This window comes from Micromonospora sp. R77, from assembly GCF_022747945.1.
Classification (GTDB): domain Bacteria; phylum Actinomycetota; class Actinomycetes; order Mycobacteriales; family Micromonosporaceae; genus Micromonospora.
Window position 1 is genome coordinate 4,603,519 of sequence record NZ_JALDST010000001.1, and the last position, 16,151, is coordinate 4,619,669.

The following is a 16,151-nucleotide window of genomic DNA, read 5'->3' on the forward strand; positions in this document are numbered from 1 at the left end:
ACCGCCCGCCACAGTCGATGGACATATCATCGTGCCGTGTTGCCCGCGCCCCGCACCCGTGACGAAGCCCACCTCTATCTGGACCTGCACGGCTGTCCACAATGCAGCGGAGTCGAGGTGGCCTGGGCGGAGTCCCTGGTCGACCGGAACGGGGTGCTCGCCCGCCGCTACCACGGCGAGTGTGCACAGTGTGGGCTGCCGCGCGAGGTCGTGTTCGCGCTGCCGGACCGGCCGACCCCGCCGGGTCCCGGCGCGACCGTCACGTTCGGGGCGGCCGACGACCCGTCGGTGCTGTTCGACGCGGGGCAGTGGGTGGAGATCGCCGACATGATGGCGCTGGCGGCCGGCCTGCCGGACGTGCCCGAGGACGAGGCCGCGCAGTGGCGTGCCACCGCCGTCGCCTGCCTCGACGAGGCGCTGAAGTTCCTCCCGGCCGGCGCCGAGGTGCTGCCGGACGCGGCGTTCTTCAGCGACGCTGGCCGCCGGCTGCGGGACCGCACCCCGGAACGCTTCCACCGGGCCGACCTGACCACCCGACGGGCCACCCTGGCCGGTCACCCGTAGGGCGGGTCCACCCGAATATCATCGGGCGGTGCTGTCGATGAGTCGCCGCCTGGCCGCCGTGCTGGCCTGTGTCCTGTCCGGCGTTCTGGTGCCGGTGCCGGCCTCGGCGGCGCCGGGCACGAACTGCGCCGAACCGGCCCGGGTGGGTGCCGTGCCCCCGTGGCCCCGGGCGATGCTCACGCCCGATGCGGTGTGGCCGTTCACCCGGGGCGGCGGCGCGGTCGTCGCGGTGCTCTCCACCGGTGTCGACGCCGACCAGCCGCAGCTGCGCGGGCACGTCCTGCCCGGCTTCGACGCCGTCTCCGGCCGGGGCCGCGCGGACACCGACTGCGCCGGCACGGGCACCCAGGTCGCCGGGGTGATCGCCGCGCAGCCGGCCGACGGCAGCCCGGCCGTCGGCCTGGCCCCGGGCGCGCAGATCCAACCGGTCCGGGTGGTGCCGGACGACGTCGCGGGCACGCCGGTCGCGGACCCGGCGTGGCTGGCCCGGGGCATCTCCTGGGCGGTCGCGCGGAAGGTCCAGGTGATCGTCGTCGCCACCCCCGTCGACCGGGACACCAGGGCGCTGCGGGACGCCGTGGCCGACGCGGTGAGTCGGGGGATCGTGCTGGTGGCGGCCACCGGTACGGGCGACGGCGCCGACGGCGACCGTGCCCGTAAGCCGTACCCGGCCGCGTACGACGGGGTCCTCGGGGTCGGCGCGGTCGACGCCGACGGCCGGATCTGGGCGGACTCGCCGGCCGGGGACTTCGTCGACCTGGTCGCGCCGGGTGTCGGCGTACCGACCCTGCAACGGGGGCGCGGGATCGTGCTGGTCGACGGCACGGGGGTGGCCGCCGGCTTCGTGGGCGCCTCGGCCGCGCTGGTCGGCGCCAAGCGCGGGGACCTGGTCGGGCCGGACATCGTCCGGGCGCTGGTCGCCACGGCCAGCCCCGCCCCGCTGGACGAGACCTACGGCGCCGGTGTGGTCAACCCGTACGCCGCCCTCACCAACCGGGTGGTGACGCCGAGCGCCCGGCCGCTGCCCAGGGTCGCCGGTGGTTCCCTGGCGGAGAGCGGAACGGAACGCCGCCGGCGTGACCTCGCGTTCGGCGGTTCGCTGCTCGCGGTGCTCGCCGTCGTCGGCGTGCTGGTGATGACCGCGGCGGCCCGCCGCCGGCGCTGGCGGCCGGGTCTTCCCCCGGTGCTGCCCGTCGTCGACGAGCCGGTCGAGCCGGGCCCGCCGGTGCTGCTCCTGGCCGACGAACCGGCCGGGTCCCGCCCGAACTGAGCCGGCCGGCCGCCGTCACCCCGTCCGGGACAGTCCGGTGACCGGGTTCGCCGCGGCGGCCGGATCGAGCGTCACCCCGGCGGGCACCAGGCTGACCAGCGCGGTGGGCACGTCGACGGCCGAGGCGGCCGGGTAACCCAGCATGCCGAGCGCGTCCGCGGTCGGTACCGCGTAGCGGATGCCCAGGTCGGTCACGACGACGTAGCCGCCGGAGCCGGGCACCCGGACGAGCGCGAACCGCCCGGCCGGGACCAGCACCGCGTCCGCGAGCGCCCGCCCGTTCCGGTCGGTCGCCGAGGTGGGGACCGCGCCGGCCAGACCGGCCGCCGCGGCGCCGACCGACACGCTCGGCGGTTCCGCCGCGTTCCGGGTCACCGCGCAGACCGTCTCACCGGGATTCGTGCCGGCCAGCGCGGGCGGTACGGCCGGCGGCTGGGTCGCCGGGTCGTCCCCGCCCGCCCGGCTGCTGACCGGCAGTTGGGTGGCCGCGTTGACCGTGACCGGGATCGGCGTGCCGGGGAAGCGGGCGTTGAGCACGGTCTGCTGCAGCTTGGTGATCGGCCGGAGACCGTCGTCGAGGACCAGGTAGTACTGGTCGCCGCTGCCCGTCGCGGCGATCAGCACGTCACCGTTGCGGCGGCCGGGCACCTTGTCGGACGGCTTGTCCCGGTCGGTGACCGCAACGGCGGTGATGTCCACCCCGGACGGCATCGCGTTCAGCCAGGCGGTGCCCACCGGCAGGCTCCGGACCACCCCGAACAGCGCCGGCACCGTGGTGCGGGAATCCTGCACGAGGTGCTTGCGGCCGTGCCAGACCAGATAGTTCATGCCCAGCGCGGCGTCCTTGGCGAGCAGCCCTCGGTCACCGAGGTCGGTGCCGGCCGGGCCGGCGGACGCGACCAGCAGCACCGATCTCGGCTGGTCACCGGGGACCGCGCAGACCGTCCACGGCAGACCGGCCCGCCGGCCTGAGTCGGGCAGCGACGTCGGAGCGCCCGGGATGCCGATGGTGACGCCGCGCGGCACCTCCGCCAGGGACTTCGCCGCGACCTGGAAGACCTGCGGGTTCGGCCGGCCGGCGGCGAGCTTCGCCGAGGCGAAGTTGAGCGTCGGGTTGAGCTGGCCGCCCCGGTAGACGAAGCTGGCGCCCGTCTCCCGCTCCACCACCACGGCACCCTCGGTCTTCCACCGGTCGGTGCCGACCCGGGTGAGGATGCCGTAGATGCCGAAGCCGGCGCAGATCAGCACCGCCACCATCAGGCCGCCGAAGAGCGCGCCCACACCGCGCCGCAGCGGCGACTGGGCCGGGTCGGTCTCGCGCATGACGAACGCGGAGATGACCCGCTGGTTCATGAACTGGTAGGAGTGCAGCTGATCGCGACGGGAAGCCATGCCCGGTCACCCACCGATCGAGGCGAACAGCCCCTGGACGGTCCGGAAGATGCCGATCACCGCGCAGGCGAGCGGGATCAGCGACATGATCGCCAGGACGTCGAGGATGTCCGCGGCCCGACCGAGGTAGGGCGACGGCGACCGGCGGCTGAACACGATCGCGGCGGGCAGCGCCACCCCGGCGACGCCCACCGCGCCGGCCAGCAGCAGCAGGCCCGGGGTGGGGCCACCGGCGGCGTACGCGCTGCCGAGCGCCAGCACGGCCAGGCCGGTGAAGCCCGCCACCAGCAGCGGCACCCGCTGCTGCGGCGTCGGCAGCAGCCGGGCCCGCAGCAGCAGCGCCACCACGGCGGCCACCACCAGCAGGACACCGGCGAGGCTCACCCGGCGCACCGTGAGATAGCCGATCGCCAGCACACTGCACACCGCTGCGGCGAGCAGCAGGCCGGTCAACACCTCGTTGGCGCGTACCACCGCGGCGAACACGTCGTTGCGACGCGGCATCGGCTTGTCTTTGAGCAGTTCCTCGGCCCGGTTCGGCAGGTCCGGGAAGGGCAGCCGGCCGATCCAGCTCGCCACCACCGGATAGGCGGGCAGCAGGCCGATGGCGGCGGTCAGGGCCACCGCCGCGGCGCCGGTGGCGGAGATGCCGGCCAGGCAGAGCAGCGCGCTGAGCAGACCGGTCAGGGCGGCGGCGACACCCGCGACGAAGAGCCGGGGCAGGCCCGCCACGCCGACGTGCCCGAGGACACTGAACAGCAGCAGAGTGGCGCTGCCCAGCAGCAGGCCGGACGCGCCGAAGCCGAGGACACCCCCGTCGGCGGGGGCCAGCAGCCAGGCGCCGCCCAGGAACGCGTACGGCAGGCCGGCGGCGGCGACCACCCCACCGGCGTTCGCGTCGCTGAACGCGCGGGACAGCAGGACGCCGCCGAAGGCCAGCGCGAGCGCGACCCCGAGGGCGATCACCGCGGGGGTCGACCAGGTCGGCCCCGAGACGGCGAGACCGGCCAACCCGGCGAGCAGCGCCACGGCCGTGACGGCCAGCCCGCACCGTCGGGTCGCCGCCGCGCCCCAGGACTGCCCGGCCCGGCGCGCACCGCTCGCGATCACCTCGACGACATCGTCGTACGCCAGCTCCGGCCAGTCCTCCCGGGCCGGGTTGAGGTGCAGCAGCTCGCCGTCGCGGACCCCCTGCGCGGCCAGGTTGCGGTGCGGTTCCAGGGCGGCGCCGGTGGCCCGGCGCAGCACCCAGCCGCCGTTGCGCTCGCTGGTCTCGCCCAGTGCTCCGTCGGCATGCCGCAGCAGGTGCGGCAGCAGCTCGGCCACCAGCATGTTGTCGGGAAGGGCGATGTCCATCCGACGCTGCGGCGCATCGACGGTCACCCGGGCCAGGCTTGGGCCAACCGGTGAGGTCACGCGGTCACCTCTTTGTAGGACGCCGATGTTCGCCCGACAACCTAGCAGGCCCGGTCCGCGCCGGTGGGGGCCGCATTCGGCGTACCGGAACGGGATCCGGCCGGTCGGACGTGCGGCAGATCGCGTCGGCCGTCGATGGCTAGGATGAGCACCGATCCGTCGCTTATGGGGAGAGCAACAGCGTGACAGTCACGATCGTCAAGCGCCCTCCTCGCCGTCCGGCGCCGACCATGCCGTCCGGCGAGCTGCTGCTCGACCCGCCGCCCGAGGTGCCGCCGGCCGGTGGCAAGGGCTGGACCCGGATGCTCATGGTGCTGCCGATGGGCGCGGGCGCCGCGGCCATGGGCCTGATGATGGGTGTCCAGCGGGGTGGTCCGCTGACCTACGTGGCCGGCGGCATGTACGGCGTCTCCATCCTCGGCATGATCGCCATGATGGTCACCAACACCACCGGTCCGGGCAAGCGCGAGATGATCGAGTCCCGCCGGCAGTACCTGCGTCACCTCTCCCAGTTGCGCGCCCAGGTCCGCAACACGATCCGGCAGCAGCGCGAGGCGATGTACTACCGCAACCCGGACCCGGAGACGCTCTGGACCCTGGTGGACAGCGGTCGGCTGTGGGAACGCCGCCGCGGTGACGCCGACTTCACCGTCGTCCGGGTCGCCGTCGGGGCGCAGGAGGTCGCCACCCGCCTGGTGCCGCCGCAGACCCGGCCGGTCGACGAGCTCGAACCGCTCTGCGCGATGGCGCTGCGCAAGTTCGTCAACACGTACTCCGTGGTGCCGGACCTGCCGGTCGCAGTGGCCCTGCGCGACTTCTCGCGGATCTACCTGCGCGGCGGCGACGAAGCGGCGCGCGACCTGGCCCGGGCGCTGGTCGCCCAGATCGCCGTCTTCCACGCCCCCGACGACCTGCTCATCGGCGTCTGCGTGCCGGACCAGCACCGCTCCCGCTGGGAGTGGGCCAAGTGGCTGCCGCACGTGCAGCACCCCGACAAGACCGACGCGGTGGGACCGGTCCGGCTGGTCGCGCCCGGGGTGGCCGCGCTGGAGGCGATGCTCGACGACGTGCTGGTCAACCGGCCCCGCTTCGACCCGGGCGGCCCGGCGCCGGCCGGCCCGCACGTCCTGGTGATCATCGACGGCGGTTCGGTCGCCGGGTCCGACCACCTGATGACCGAGGGCGGGGTGGCCGGCGTGACCATCCTCGATCTGTCCGGGCCGCCGCCCCGGCTGCTCGACGACAGCTCCGTCGTGCTCGACGTCGCCGCCGACGGCACCGTCACCGGCACCACCATGGACGGCAGCACCACCGTCGGCCGGGCCGACGGGCTGGACCTGGCCTGCGCCGAGGTGCTCGCCCGCGAGCTGGCCCCGCTGCGGATGTCCGCCGTGTCGCACGGCGAGCAGAACGCGGTGCTGCACGACCTCGGCCTCACCGAGCTGCTCGAACAGGACGACCCCTACCAGCTCGACCTGGACGAGCTGTGGGCCAGCCGGCCCAACCGGGACCGGCTGCGGGTGCCGATCGGCGTCGGGCTCGACGGCCGCCCGATCGAGCTGGACCTCAAGGAGTCCGCCCAGGACGGCATGGGACCGCACGGTCTGCTCGTCGGCGCGACCGGCTCCGGCAAGTCGGAGCTGCTGCGCACGCTGGTGCTGGCGCTGGCGGTGACGCACAGCCCCGAGATCCTCAACTTCGTGCTGGTCGACTTCAAGGGCGGGGCGACCTTCGCCTCGCTGGACCGGCTGCCGCACACCAGCGCGATGATCACCAACCTGGAGGACGAACTCGCCCTGGTCGACCGGATGCTCGGCGCGATCCAGGGTGAGCTGACCCGCCGGCAGGAGCTGCTGCGCAAGGCCGGCAACTACGCCTCGCAGCGCGACTACGAGCGGGCCCGCTCGGCGGGGGTGCCGCTGGCGCCGCTGCCCAGCCTGCTGTTCATCGTCGACGAGTTCTCCGAACTGCTCAGCCACCGGCCCGACTTCATCGACATGTTCGTCCAGATCGGACGGGTCGGCCGGTCGCTCGGCATCCACCTGCTGCTCGCCTCGCAGAAGCTGGAGGAGGGGCGGCTGCGCGGGCTCGAGTCGCACCTGTCGTACCGGATCGGCCTGCGGACCTTCTCGTCGATGGAGAGCCGGGCGGTGCTCGGCGCCCCCGACGCGTACGAGCTGCCCCGGTCGCCGGGGCACGGCTACCTGCGTACCGGCACCGAGGGGCTGGTCCGGTTGAAGGCCGCGTACGTCTCCGGCGCGGTGCGCCAGGACCGGGCGCTGGCCGCCGCCGGGGTGCGGCTCGGTGACCCGATCCGCGACTTCACCACCTACTACGTGGCCCCGCTGCGCGACGAGCAGCCCGCCGAGGACCCGGACGCCGAGCGGGCCGCCGAGGACACCAAGGTGGTGGGGGACACCCTGCTGGAGGTGCTGGTCCGGCAGATGGAGGGCCGGGGCCCGGCCGCGCACGAGGTGTGGCTGCCGCCGCTGGAGCAGGCGCCCACCCTCGGCCAGATGCTGCCGCCGCTGGTCACCCTGCCCGACCGGGGCGTCACCGTCGACGCGGCGGAGCGGTACGGCACGCTGCACGCCCTCTGCGGCGTCGTGGACAAGCCGTTCGAGCAGCGGCACGACCCGATGTGGCTGGACCTGTCCGGCGCGGCCGGCAACGTGGTCGTGGTGGGCGCCGCCCAGTCCGGCAAGTCCAACCTGCTGCGCACCCTGATCACCAGCCTGGCGCTCACCCACACGCCGCGCGAGGTGCAGTTCTACTGCCTCGACTTCGGTGGCGGACCGCTGAGCGCGCTCGCCGACCTGCCGCACGTGGGCGGGGTGGCGAGCCGGCGGGACGTGGACCGGGTCCGGCGTACCGTCGCCGAGCTGCACGGGCTGCTGCGGTCCCGGGAGGAGCTGTTCGCCCGGCAGAACATCGAGGGCGCGGCCGCGTACCGGCGGGCCCGCGCGCAGGGCCGGTTCGCCGAGGAGCCGTTCGGCGACGTGTTCCTGATGATCGACGGCTGGTCCACCATGCGGACCGAGTTCGAGGACCTCGAACCGACCATCAACGAGCTGGCCAACCGGGGTCTGGGCTTCGGGATCCACGTCGTCGCCGCGGCGAACCGCTGGATGGACATCCGGGCGCAGATCCGCGACGTGTTCGGCACCCGGATCGAGCTGCGCCTGGGCGAGCCGGCCGACTCGGTGATCAACCGCCGGGAGGCGGTCAACGTGCCGGAGCAGGCCCCCGGGCGCGGCCTCACCCCCGACGGCCACCACTTCCTCGCCGCCCTGCCCCGGATCGACCGGGAGCAGCGCGTCGACGACCTCTCCGACGCCGTCGCCGAGTACGTCAAGCTCGCCAACGAGCACTGGACCGGGCCGCCCGCGCCCCGGGTGCGGCTGCTCCCCGCCGAACTGCCGTACGAGGCGCTGCCACCCGCGCACGGCGGCCTGGTGCCGATCGGCATCGCCGAGGCCGACCTGCAGCCGGTCTGGCTGGACTTCGACGCCGAGCCGCACGCACTGCTCTTCGGCGACATGGAGAGCGGCAAGAGTTCCTTCCTGCGCAGCCTGGCGCGGTCGATCGCAGCCAGCCACACGCCCGCCGAGGCGCGGCTGCTCCTGATCGACCTGCGCCGCAGCCTGCTGGGCTGCGTCGACCCGGCGCACACCATCGGGTACGGCACCTCGCACCAGGTGACCGCCGACCTGGTCAGCCAGGTGGCCGCGGCGATGCGGGAGCGGCTGCCCGGCCCGGACGTCACGCCCGAGATGCTGAACGCCCGCAGCTGGTGGAAGGGCCCGCAGCTCTACATCCTGGTCGACGACTACGACCTGGTCGCCGGTGCGGCCACCAACCCGATGCTGCCGCTGCTGGAGTTCCTGCCGCAGGCCCGCGACATCGGTCTGCACGTGATCCTCACGCGGCGGATCGGTGGCGCCTCGCGGGCGATGTTCGACCCGGTGATCGGCCGGATCCGGGAGCTGGCCTCGCCGGGCATCATGATGTCCGGCCCGCGCGAGGAGGGTCCGCTCTTCGGCACCCTCAAGCCCCAGGTCCTGCCGCCCGGCCGGGCCTGGATGGTCACCCGCAAACACGGCAACCGCCTGGTCCAACTCGCCTGGACCCCACCCACCCGCTGACCCACGCCCGGATCGCCCCGCGCCCGGCCGGCTCGCCCCGCACCGGGGCGGACCGGGCGTCAGCGGCGGGGGGCGCCGACCTGCTGCTGCTCGACGGCGGTCTCGGCGAGGAAGACGTACCGGTCCGTGCCCTCCTCGACCAGGGCGATCATGTCGTCCGCCATGAACTGCAGGAACTGGCTGCTGTGCGGACGCAGCCGCAGCGCGGACGCGGCCAGCGCCGCCTCGGCGCTGCCCAGCCGTTGCAGCAGGGTGAACTGGGCGTCCTGCAGCGCCGCCACCCCCGCCCGGTCCAGCTGGCGCAACATGGTGAGCTGGGTACGCCACGGACCGAGCGGCGGCGCGGTGGCCGGGCCGGTCGTGCCGAAGTCGTAGAGGGTCAGCATCGGCCGCTGCGCCGTGCCCCCACCGGTCAGGCCCTGATCACTGCTGAGCACGGTGAGCCGGTTGTACTGCCCGGTGGCCCGCTCGCCGAGGCCGGCCCACGCGCGGGGCTCGTTGGTGACCACGGTGACCCGGGCACCCAGCGAGAACGCCCGGAAGACGAGCAGCTGCGCCACCCACACGCCGCCGACCAGGGTGGCCCGTACCGGCTCGGGCGCGAACAGCCGCAGCGGTACCGCCGCGTGCTGCCGGTCGCGTCCGATGATCAGGCCCGCGCCGGCGGCCGGGGCGACCGCGACCCGGCTCAACGCCGCCCGGGAGATGGAGTGCCAGCCGATGTGCAGGCGCGACATCCGGCCCGACGGGCCGGTCCGGCTCCGCGAGCGCGGCGCTGTTCGCGGGCGGGCCGCCGTCCTGCGGCCCGTCGGCCCGGGACCCGGCGGCGGCCAGGCTGCCGGCGCGGCCAACGGGGCGGCCGTCACGGCGGGAGCCGCCAGCCGGCGGGCCGCCGTACCGGCGCTCGTCTCGCCGTCCGCGCTCGCCGTGTCGGCCGGCACGGCGGTCCGGCCGAGACCGGTGCCTCGGCCGCGGGACGTCGGGCCAGCATCGGCGGTGGCGGCAGCGGCGCCGGTGCCTGCTGCGGCACGCCCTGCGGCCCGGCGACCGCCTGCGGTGCGACGCCGGCCTGGTACCACCGGGCGGCGGCGCCGCGTCGGCCTGGTACCCGCCGGGCGGTGGCGCGGCGGCCGCCTGGTACACGCCGGCCTGCGGTGCGACGCCGGCCTGGTATCCGCCGGCCGGCGGCGCGACGGCGGCCGGGTAGCCCCACCGGGCGGTGGGGACATCGGGCCCGCCGGCTGGCCGGACGGTCCGCCCGGCGCTGCTGCGCGCGGTACACCTGCCCGGGCTGCGGTCGTCCGTACTGCTGCCCGGGGTACTGCTGCCCCGGGGCGGTCGGCTGCTGCGGCGGGGCCGGAGGCTGGGGACTCGTCCTCGGCCGTCGGGCGGACGGTGGCCGCCAGGCCCCGTCGCGGTCCGGATACGTCATCCCGCTCCACCTCCCGTCGGCGCCGTCGCGTAGGCGGCCGGCCCCTGTTCACCGTCGAGCGGCTGCAGGTCCCCACCGAGCCGCCGGACGCCCTCGGTCAGGGCCCGCTCCAGGGCGGCGATGTCGTCGTCGGGCCGGGCGGCCAGCCGGATCAGGGCACGTACCGCCACGTCGTCACCGCCGGCCGGGTCCAGCACGAGGGCCATGCTGGTCTGCGCGGCCGGTGTCGCCGCCACCCGGTCGAAGAGCGCACCGATCGCCCCGGTCGAGGCCGGCCAGGTGCGCAGCCAGAAGGTGCGGTGCACCAGCTGCGCCGAGTGCCACCGGGTCCACTCCTCGCGGACCGGTGAGCCGTCACCGCCGGGCTCGACGTCGCAGGACCGGGCCAGCGCGGCGACCAAATCCCGGGTGTCCAGCACCCGGCAGGCGATACCGAGCCGGCGCAGGCTGGTCGCGACCCGGCGACCCAGGCTGGCGACGAGAGCCGCCGCGGCCTCGGCGTCGGCGGTGTGGTCGAGCAGGGCCTCGGCGAGACTCCGGGCGTCGATCCGGACGCTCACCGACGACTCCCGGTGCGCCGGTACGGCGATCGGGCTGAGGGCGTTGCTGAGCTGCTGGTAGGACGCGCCCGCCGGGGACGCCGAGGGCACGTCGAGGCTCGGTGCCGGCACGGTCTGGTTGACCAGCTGGAGCACCACGCCCGGCTGTTCGGTGGCGGCCAGCACGCCCACCAGCGCGTCCAGCGGCACCGGTGCGCCGTCGGCGTGCACCGGCGCGGTCGGGGTGAGCGCGACGACGCTGAACCAGCCGGCGTCGTCCCGGGCCACGCCGACGCGGGCCCCGTCGGGCGCGGAGACCTGCGGACGGTCAGGCCGGGCGCCACCGTACGCAACGCGGCGAGCACCGGCTCGGCCGCGCCGTCGACGGCCGCCGCCTCGCCGGCGTCGGTACCGCCACGCGATCACCCGGTCCTCCAGCCACCACCGGTTGCGGCGGCGGGCGAAGGCGAGCGTGACCAGCAGCAGCGCCACAGCGGCCGGCCAGGCACCGGGCCACGCGTCGCGGCGGCGACCGCGATCAGGAGCGCGGCCTCGGCGACCAGGATCTGGCCGGTGCTCAGCGAGCCGAGGTGCCCCGGCCGGCGTACGGCCCGCACCCCCGCGTCGTCCGTGGTGGACTGCGCCGGACCGCCGGGCGCCCCGGCGGTGGGCGGCGGTGCGCCGACCGGGGGGACCAGCGCCGGTACGCCACCGGACGCGGGCGACGGATGCATCGGGGCGGCGGTCGGATAACCGCTGCTCACCGGGGTGGCGCGGCCGGACGCGTGCCCGGGGTAGCCGTCGCCTTCGTTCACCAGTCGCCTCCCCGTGGGACCTTGAGCGGGATCATTCTATGGACGCCGACAAGAGCCCTCACCTTACGGTGAAGGAGAAGGCGTCCCGATCCGGATGGGTACGGAAAACGTTCAGCGCGCGCGGGTCCTGGTCGAGTCGCCAGTCGCCGGAGCCCCGCGCGTTGAAGTAGACGAAGCCGATGATGTTCGGGTCCTTCGCCACCACGCTGAACAGCTGGGTCACCGCCCGCGCCCGCATGGATCCCGACTCGCTGCCCGTCTCCACGATGAGCACCGGTTTGCTGGCGAACCTGCGCACCTCGGTCAGGGTGGGCCGGAACAGGTCCTCGAACGTCTGGTCGCCCTTGTGCGTGAAGTAGCCGTCGATGCCGACCCAGTCCACATAGTCCGCACCGGGCCAGTACGGCTTCAGCGGCGTCTTGCGCAGGTAGTTGATGACGTTCGGGGTCCAGGTCCAGATCACGTTGGACGCGCCGGCCCGGGCGAACAGCTCGTGGATGTGCCGCCAGGCGGCGACGAAGTCCCGGGGACCGGTCTGCTGGGTGCCCCACGGATACCAGTGGCCGTTCATCTCGTGCGCGATGGTCAGCGCGATCGGGACGTTCAGGGTCCGCACGTCGGTGGCGAACTCGGAGATGTACTCGTCGAAACGTCCGGCGGCGATGTCGGCCATGCCCTGCTTGAACGGCTCCCAGCGGACGATCGGCAGGGCGCCGTACCGGTAGATGGCCCGGACCTCGGAGGCGGCGAAGTCGTCGTCGAAGCTCTCGTAGATGGTGATCATGTTGGGCTTGCCGTCGATCCGGCCGGCGAACGCGTCGACCCGGCTCATGTCCTGCGGCGCGCCGGAGATCGCCACGCCCAGATAGTTCCCGGCCGGCCGGACCAGGTGGGCCACGTCGTAGACGGTCGGCGCGGCGGACGGCGAGACGCCCTGCGTGGCGGCCACCCCCGGCACGCCGGGCCGCGCCTTCGGCGCCGCCGGTTGCTCGGGGGCGAGGGCCGCGTACCCGAAGACGCCCACCACGAAGAGCGACATCGCGACGAGGAGGTGCGGGGTCCGCATCACTTCTCCTCTCCCGGTACGTCGCGTACCGGATCGACCAGCAGCGCCTGCAGGACGGTGGCCAGGAAGACCGTGCCGGCCAGGAACGCCGGCGTGAAGGTGGCGATGTCCACCGTCCGCATCCGCAGCGCCGCGAGCAGGGTCCAGGTCAGGGCGGCACCGAGGCTCCACACGGCGATGCCGACCCGCAGCCGCCGGGTGCGGGACTTCTTCGCGGTGGAGCCGGTGGGCTGCCAGCCCATCGTCTGCCCGCGCAGCAGGTCCCAGATCGCGAAGGCGTGCGCCCAGCCGTAGACCAGCTTCACCGTCCACGTCTCGAACCGGTACGTGGTGCGGTGCCACAGCGGGAACACCGCGAAGTTGTAGAGCACGCTGGGCACGATGAGCAGGTAGTGCTCCAGGCGGACGTACTGCGGGAAGAACCAGAGCATCACGATCGGCACGAGCGGACCGGCGAAGGTGAACAGCGCGGTGTGCGCGTAGTAGCAGAAGCCGGAGAAGTACGACAGCCGCTGCCGCAGGCGCATCTCCAGGTTCCAGAACTTCGTCGAACCGAGCAGGCTCATCGAGCCGGCGCACCACCGGTACTGCTGGGTGAAGAAGGAGTTCAGGTCGGCCGGGCAGAGCCCGACGGCCAGCGGCACCGGGACGTACCGTAACCGCCAGCCCTGGCGGCGCATGTCGAAGCCGGTGTGCACGTCCTCCGAGTGCTCGATCAGCGTCGAACCCCCGATGGCGTCCAGCGCGGTACGCCGGTAGATCGCGCAACTGCCGACGCAGATGGCCGCCTCGTGGTGCTGCCGGGACACCTGCACCGACCGGTAGAACAGCTCCTGCACGGCCGCCGCGCCCCGCTCCAGCCAACCCTGCCGGCGTTCCACCCGGAAGTACTGCGGGGACTGGACGATGCCCAGGTCGGGTTCGTCGTCGAAGTACGGCAGCAGCTGGTCCAGCAGGTCCGCGCGGGGCGTGAAGTCGGCGTCCAGCACCAGGATGTGGTCGCCCAGCGTGCGCTGGTACGCGTACCGCATGTTGCCGGCCTTCTTGTACCAGCCCCGGTTGGGCCGCCGCTGGTACACGTAGCCGTAGGAGAGCGCCATCTCCTCGCGCTCGCTCGACACCGAGTCGTCCAGCACGTAGACGCACACCCGGCCGGGGTAGTGGGTGGCCATCCGGTGCACGTGCCGCCACGTGTTGTCCAGCACGTCGAGCGCCTCACCGCAGACCGGCAGGAAGACGTCCACCGACGGGTAGCGGGTCGGTCGCCACGCCGCCACGAGCCGGCGGTGCCGGGCCAGGTCGAAGCCGGGCGTGCCGACGTTCACCGCCAGCGAGATCAGGTAGTAGACCACGGTGAACGCCATCGCCGGGACGAACAACCACAGCCACGGGGACATCCGCAGGAAGAGCACCTGGCTGACCATCAGCGAGCCGAAGCTGACCAGTGACGCGCCGAGCAGGACCGGCAGCCGACGGTTCCGGTAGCTCGACATCTCCTCGTCGCTCGGCGGCGGCAGCAGCGGCTCCGGGTCGCCGCCGGGCGCCGCGTCGACCACCGGCCGGGAGGGCAGCGGACCGGAGTCCGCGTCGAGGTCCGCGCCGCGCAGGTCCGCGATCCAGTCGTACGTGTCGTCGTGGCGGTCGCTCCGGTCGGTGCTCCGGGGACGCTCGGGCCGCCTCGGCGTGGCCTGCTCCCCGGGGGACGACCGGCGCTGTCGGGGCGCCACGTCCGCGCGGCTGTGCGGGCGCCGGTCCCGTACCGTGGGCAGTTCCGTCGCGGGGTCACCGGCGGCGAGCAGGCCGCGCACCTCGCGCGCGTCCAGCACCGCGGTCTCGTCCGTGCCGGACGGGTCACGTGCCGGCCGCCGGGGCGGGCCCGCCGGGGCGCCCCCGACCGTTGGCTCGTGGCGTGTCGTCGCCGTCATGCGTCCCCCGAGGTCAGGCGGTCGGCTTGCGGGAGTACAGGGCGATGGTGAAGCCCTTCACCGACCAGGTCTGCGACTGGACGAAGCTCGTCCGCAGGAGCTGTTCCTTGGCCGCACCGATGTTCTGCAGGATGTTCGGGTAGCTCCCCTTGCGGATCACCCAGACCCGGGCCGGTGAGCCGAAGCACGACGGGACCTCGCGGTCGGGGCACTCCTGCGCGCCGAGCGTACCGCCGGTGCGGGGCGGTCGCGCCATCAGTTTGTCGGCCGGGCGCTCGGTCGGCGACAGGTACCGCATGAAGGCGTCCCGGCTGGTCCGCTGGTCGCCGTCGGTGAACGGTCCGAACAGGACGGCGTCGCCCGGTGCGCGGTGCGACCGGACGATCAGCGAGATGTCCCGGCTGGCGAAGTCGTGGCCGTAGCTGGTCCGCACCGCCTGCTGGGCGGGCACCGCCACCACGGCGATCCCCAGCACGGCCACCAGCCCGCGCAGCACCGTGAGCCGGCGCAGCGCCATCGAGGCCAGCAACGCCCAGGCCGGCACCACGAAGAGCAGATAGCGGGGCACCCAGAGCGGCGTGACCAGCGCGGCGACGGCCAGCCCGGCGGCCGGCACCAGGGCCCAGATCGTCGCCACCTGCGCCGGGGGGCGCAGCGACAGCGCGGAGAGGGCGAGCGCGAGCACCGCGCCCGCGACGATCGTGGCGCCGAAGAGCCGGTCGGGCGTCTCGGCGAGCCGGTCCCAGCTCAGCGGTGGGATCCAGCCGATCTGGCTGCCGCTCTGCGCGCCGCCGAGATAGAGCATCGGCAGGACCGGGGAGAGCCCGACGAACGCCGCGCCGGCCCAGCTCAGCCGCACCCGCCGGTCGCGCTCCGTCCGGACCACGATCAGCAGGTGGGCCAGGAGCAGCAGCAGCGCCACCACGTGCGCCGACCCGAGCAGCAGGACGGCGAGCGCGTACTGCAGGTAGGCCGCGGCGCGGGGCCGGTCGAGCAGCCGGAGCAGGGCGTACGTCGACCAGGCGGCGGCGAGCAGGACCAGCGCGTACGGCCGGGCGTCCTGCGCGTAGCGCGACACCCCCGGCAGTACCGCGAAGATCAGCCCGGCTGCCAGCCCGACCCGACGTCCGCCGAGGCGGATCCCGATGGCCGCGACCAGCCCGGCGGCCCCGACCGCGAAGAGCAGCGACGGCAGCCGCAGCAGCAGGTCGGAGTCGCCGACCAGGGCGACCCACAGCCGTTCGACCACGTAGTACGGGCCGACGGTGGCGTCCACATTGGCCATCACCTCGCGGAAGTCGGTCCAGCCGATGGAGACCATGCCCCAGGTGGCCAGCTCGTCCTCGCTGAGCCCCGGGGTGGCCAGTCCCCACGAGCCGATGCCGGCCAGCACCAGCATCGGCAGCAGCCAGGCCAGCATCGTCAACCGCGGGTTGCGCAACGGCTCCGGCTCGGCGGGCTGGTCCTCCGCGGTGGGTTTCCAGACCGCCGGCTCGTTGGCCGCGAGTGCCGGGCTCTCCGCCGGGATACGAACGATGATCGCCGTCTGGTCGGTGCTGGTTGCCCGCATGGTGATGTAAGGCCCCG

General features: G+C 74.2%; 11 protein-coding genes. 3 read left to right on the top strand and 8 right to left on the bottom strand.

The genetic code is table 11. The features are described from left to right. Window positions 1-36 precede the first annotated feature (36 nt). Together MRQ36_RS21755 and MRQ36_RS21760 are read left to right on the top strand one after the other, a co-directional pair. On the top strand, window positions 37-564 hold the full coding sequence (locus tag MRQ36_RS21755) for a hypothetical protein (protein WP_242798159.1): 528 nt from the start codon (window positions 37-39) through the stop codon (window positions 562-564). Window positions 565-601: 37 nt separating this feature from the next. Beyond that, on the top strand, window positions 602-1,834 hold the full coding sequence (locus MRQ36_RS21760) for a S8 family serine peptidase (RefSeq protein ID WP_242801286.1): 1,233 nt from the start codon (window positions 602-604) through the stop codon (window positions 1,832-1,834). Window positions 1,835-1,849: 15 nt separating this feature from the next. Here MRQ36_RS21760 and eccB read toward each other — a convergent pair whose 3' ends face one another. Together eccB and eccD are read right to left on the bottom strand one after the other, a co-directional pair. Beyond that, window positions 1,850-3,226, bottom strand: coding sequence for a type VII secretion protein EccB (gene eccB / locus MRQ36_RS21765; RefSeq protein ID WP_242798161.1), 1,377 nt, complete (start codon window positions 3,224-3,226; stop codon window positions 1,850-1,852). A gap of 6 nt (window positions 3,227-3,232) precedes the next feature. Continuing rightward, window positions 3,233-4,609, bottom strand: a complete 1,377-nt coding sequence (gene eccD, locus MRQ36_RS21770; protein ID WP_242798163.1) for a type VII secretion integral membrane protein EccD — start codon at window positions 4,607-4,609, stop codon at window positions 3,233-3,235. Window positions 4,610-4,824: 215 nt separating this feature from the next. Between eccD and eccCa the strand changes: the two genes are divergently transcribed. Continuing rightward, window positions 4,825-8,787 carry a type VII secretion protein EccCa gene (eccCa, locus tag MRQ36_RS21775; RefSeq protein WP_242798165.1) on the top strand — a complete coding sequence of 1,321 codons (3,963 nt, stop codon included), beginning with the start codon at window positions 4,825-4,827 and terminating at the stop codon, window positions 8,785-8,787. Between the two features lie 59 nt (window positions 8,788-8,846). Here eccCa and MRQ36_RS21780 read toward each other — a convergent pair whose 3' ends face one another. The 6 genes from MRQ36_RS21780 to MRQ36_RS21805 all read right to left on the bottom strand — a co-directional run bounded on the left by MRQ36_RS21780 (window position 8,847) and on the right by MRQ36_RS21805 (window position 16,134). Continuing rightward, complete coding sequence (locus MRQ36_RS21780; protein WP_242798167.1) at window positions 8,847-9,524, bottom strand: hypothetical protein; 678 nt, start codon at window positions 9,522-9,524, stop codon at window positions 8,847-8,849. A gap of 691 nt (window positions 9,525-10,215) precedes the next feature. Continuing rightward, window positions 10,216-11,250, bottom strand: a complete 1,035-nt coding sequence (locus tag MRQ36_RS21785) for a type VII secretion protein EccE (protein ID WP_242798169.1) — start codon at window positions 11,248-11,250, stop codon at window positions 10,216-10,218. Next, on the bottom strand, window positions 11,181-11,573 hold the full coding sequence (locus MRQ36_RS21790) for a hypothetical protein (protein ID WP_242798171.1): 393 nt from the start codon (window positions 11,571-11,573) through the stop codon (window positions 11,181-11,183). Before MRQ36_RS21790 ends, MRQ36_RS21785 begins: the two co-directional genes overlap by 70 nt. A 58-nt stretch (window positions 11,574-11,631) precedes the next feature. Further along, window positions 11,632-12,639, bottom strand: coding sequence for a glycoside hydrolase family 26 protein (locus MRQ36_RS21795; protein WP_242798173.1), 1,008 nt, complete (start codon window positions 12,637-12,639; stop codon window positions 11,632-11,634). Next, entirely contained in the window at window positions 12,639-14,465 is a 1,827-nt protein-coding gene (locus MRQ36_RS21800) for a glycosyltransferase family 2 protein (RefSeq protein WP_242798175.1), read from the bottom strand. Before MRQ36_RS21800 ends, MRQ36_RS21795 begins: the two co-directional genes overlap by 1 nt. A gap of 112 nt (window positions 14,466-14,577) precedes the next feature. Then, complete coding sequence (locus MRQ36_RS21805) at window positions 14,578-16,134, bottom strand: glycosyltransferase family 39 protein (RefSeq protein WP_242798177.1); 1,557 nt, start codon at window positions 16,132-16,134, stop codon at window positions 14,578-14,580. Window positions 16,135-16,151 lie beyond the last annotated feature (17 nt).

Coding starts and splice junctions, on each gene's coding strand:
- MRQ36_RS21795 (WP_242798173.1), bottom strand. CDS start 12,639: ATGCGGACCCCGCACCTCCTCGTCGCGATGTCGCTCTTCGTGGTGGGC.
- eccB (WP_242798161.1), bottom strand. CDS start 3,226: ATGGCTTCCCGTCGCGATCAGCTGCACTCCTACCAGTTCATGAACCAG.
- MRQ36_RS21760 (WP_242801286.1), top strand. CDS start 602: ATGAGTCGCCGCCTGGCCGCCGTGCTGGCCTGTGTCCTGTCCGGCGTT.
- MRQ36_RS21805 (WP_242798177.1), bottom strand. CDS start 16,134: ATGCGGGCAACCAGCACCGACCAGACGGCGATCATCGTTCGTATCCCG.
- MRQ36_RS21780 (WP_242798167.1), bottom strand. CDS start 9,524: ATGTCGCGCCTGCACATCGGCTGGCACTCCATCTCCCGGGCGGCGTTG.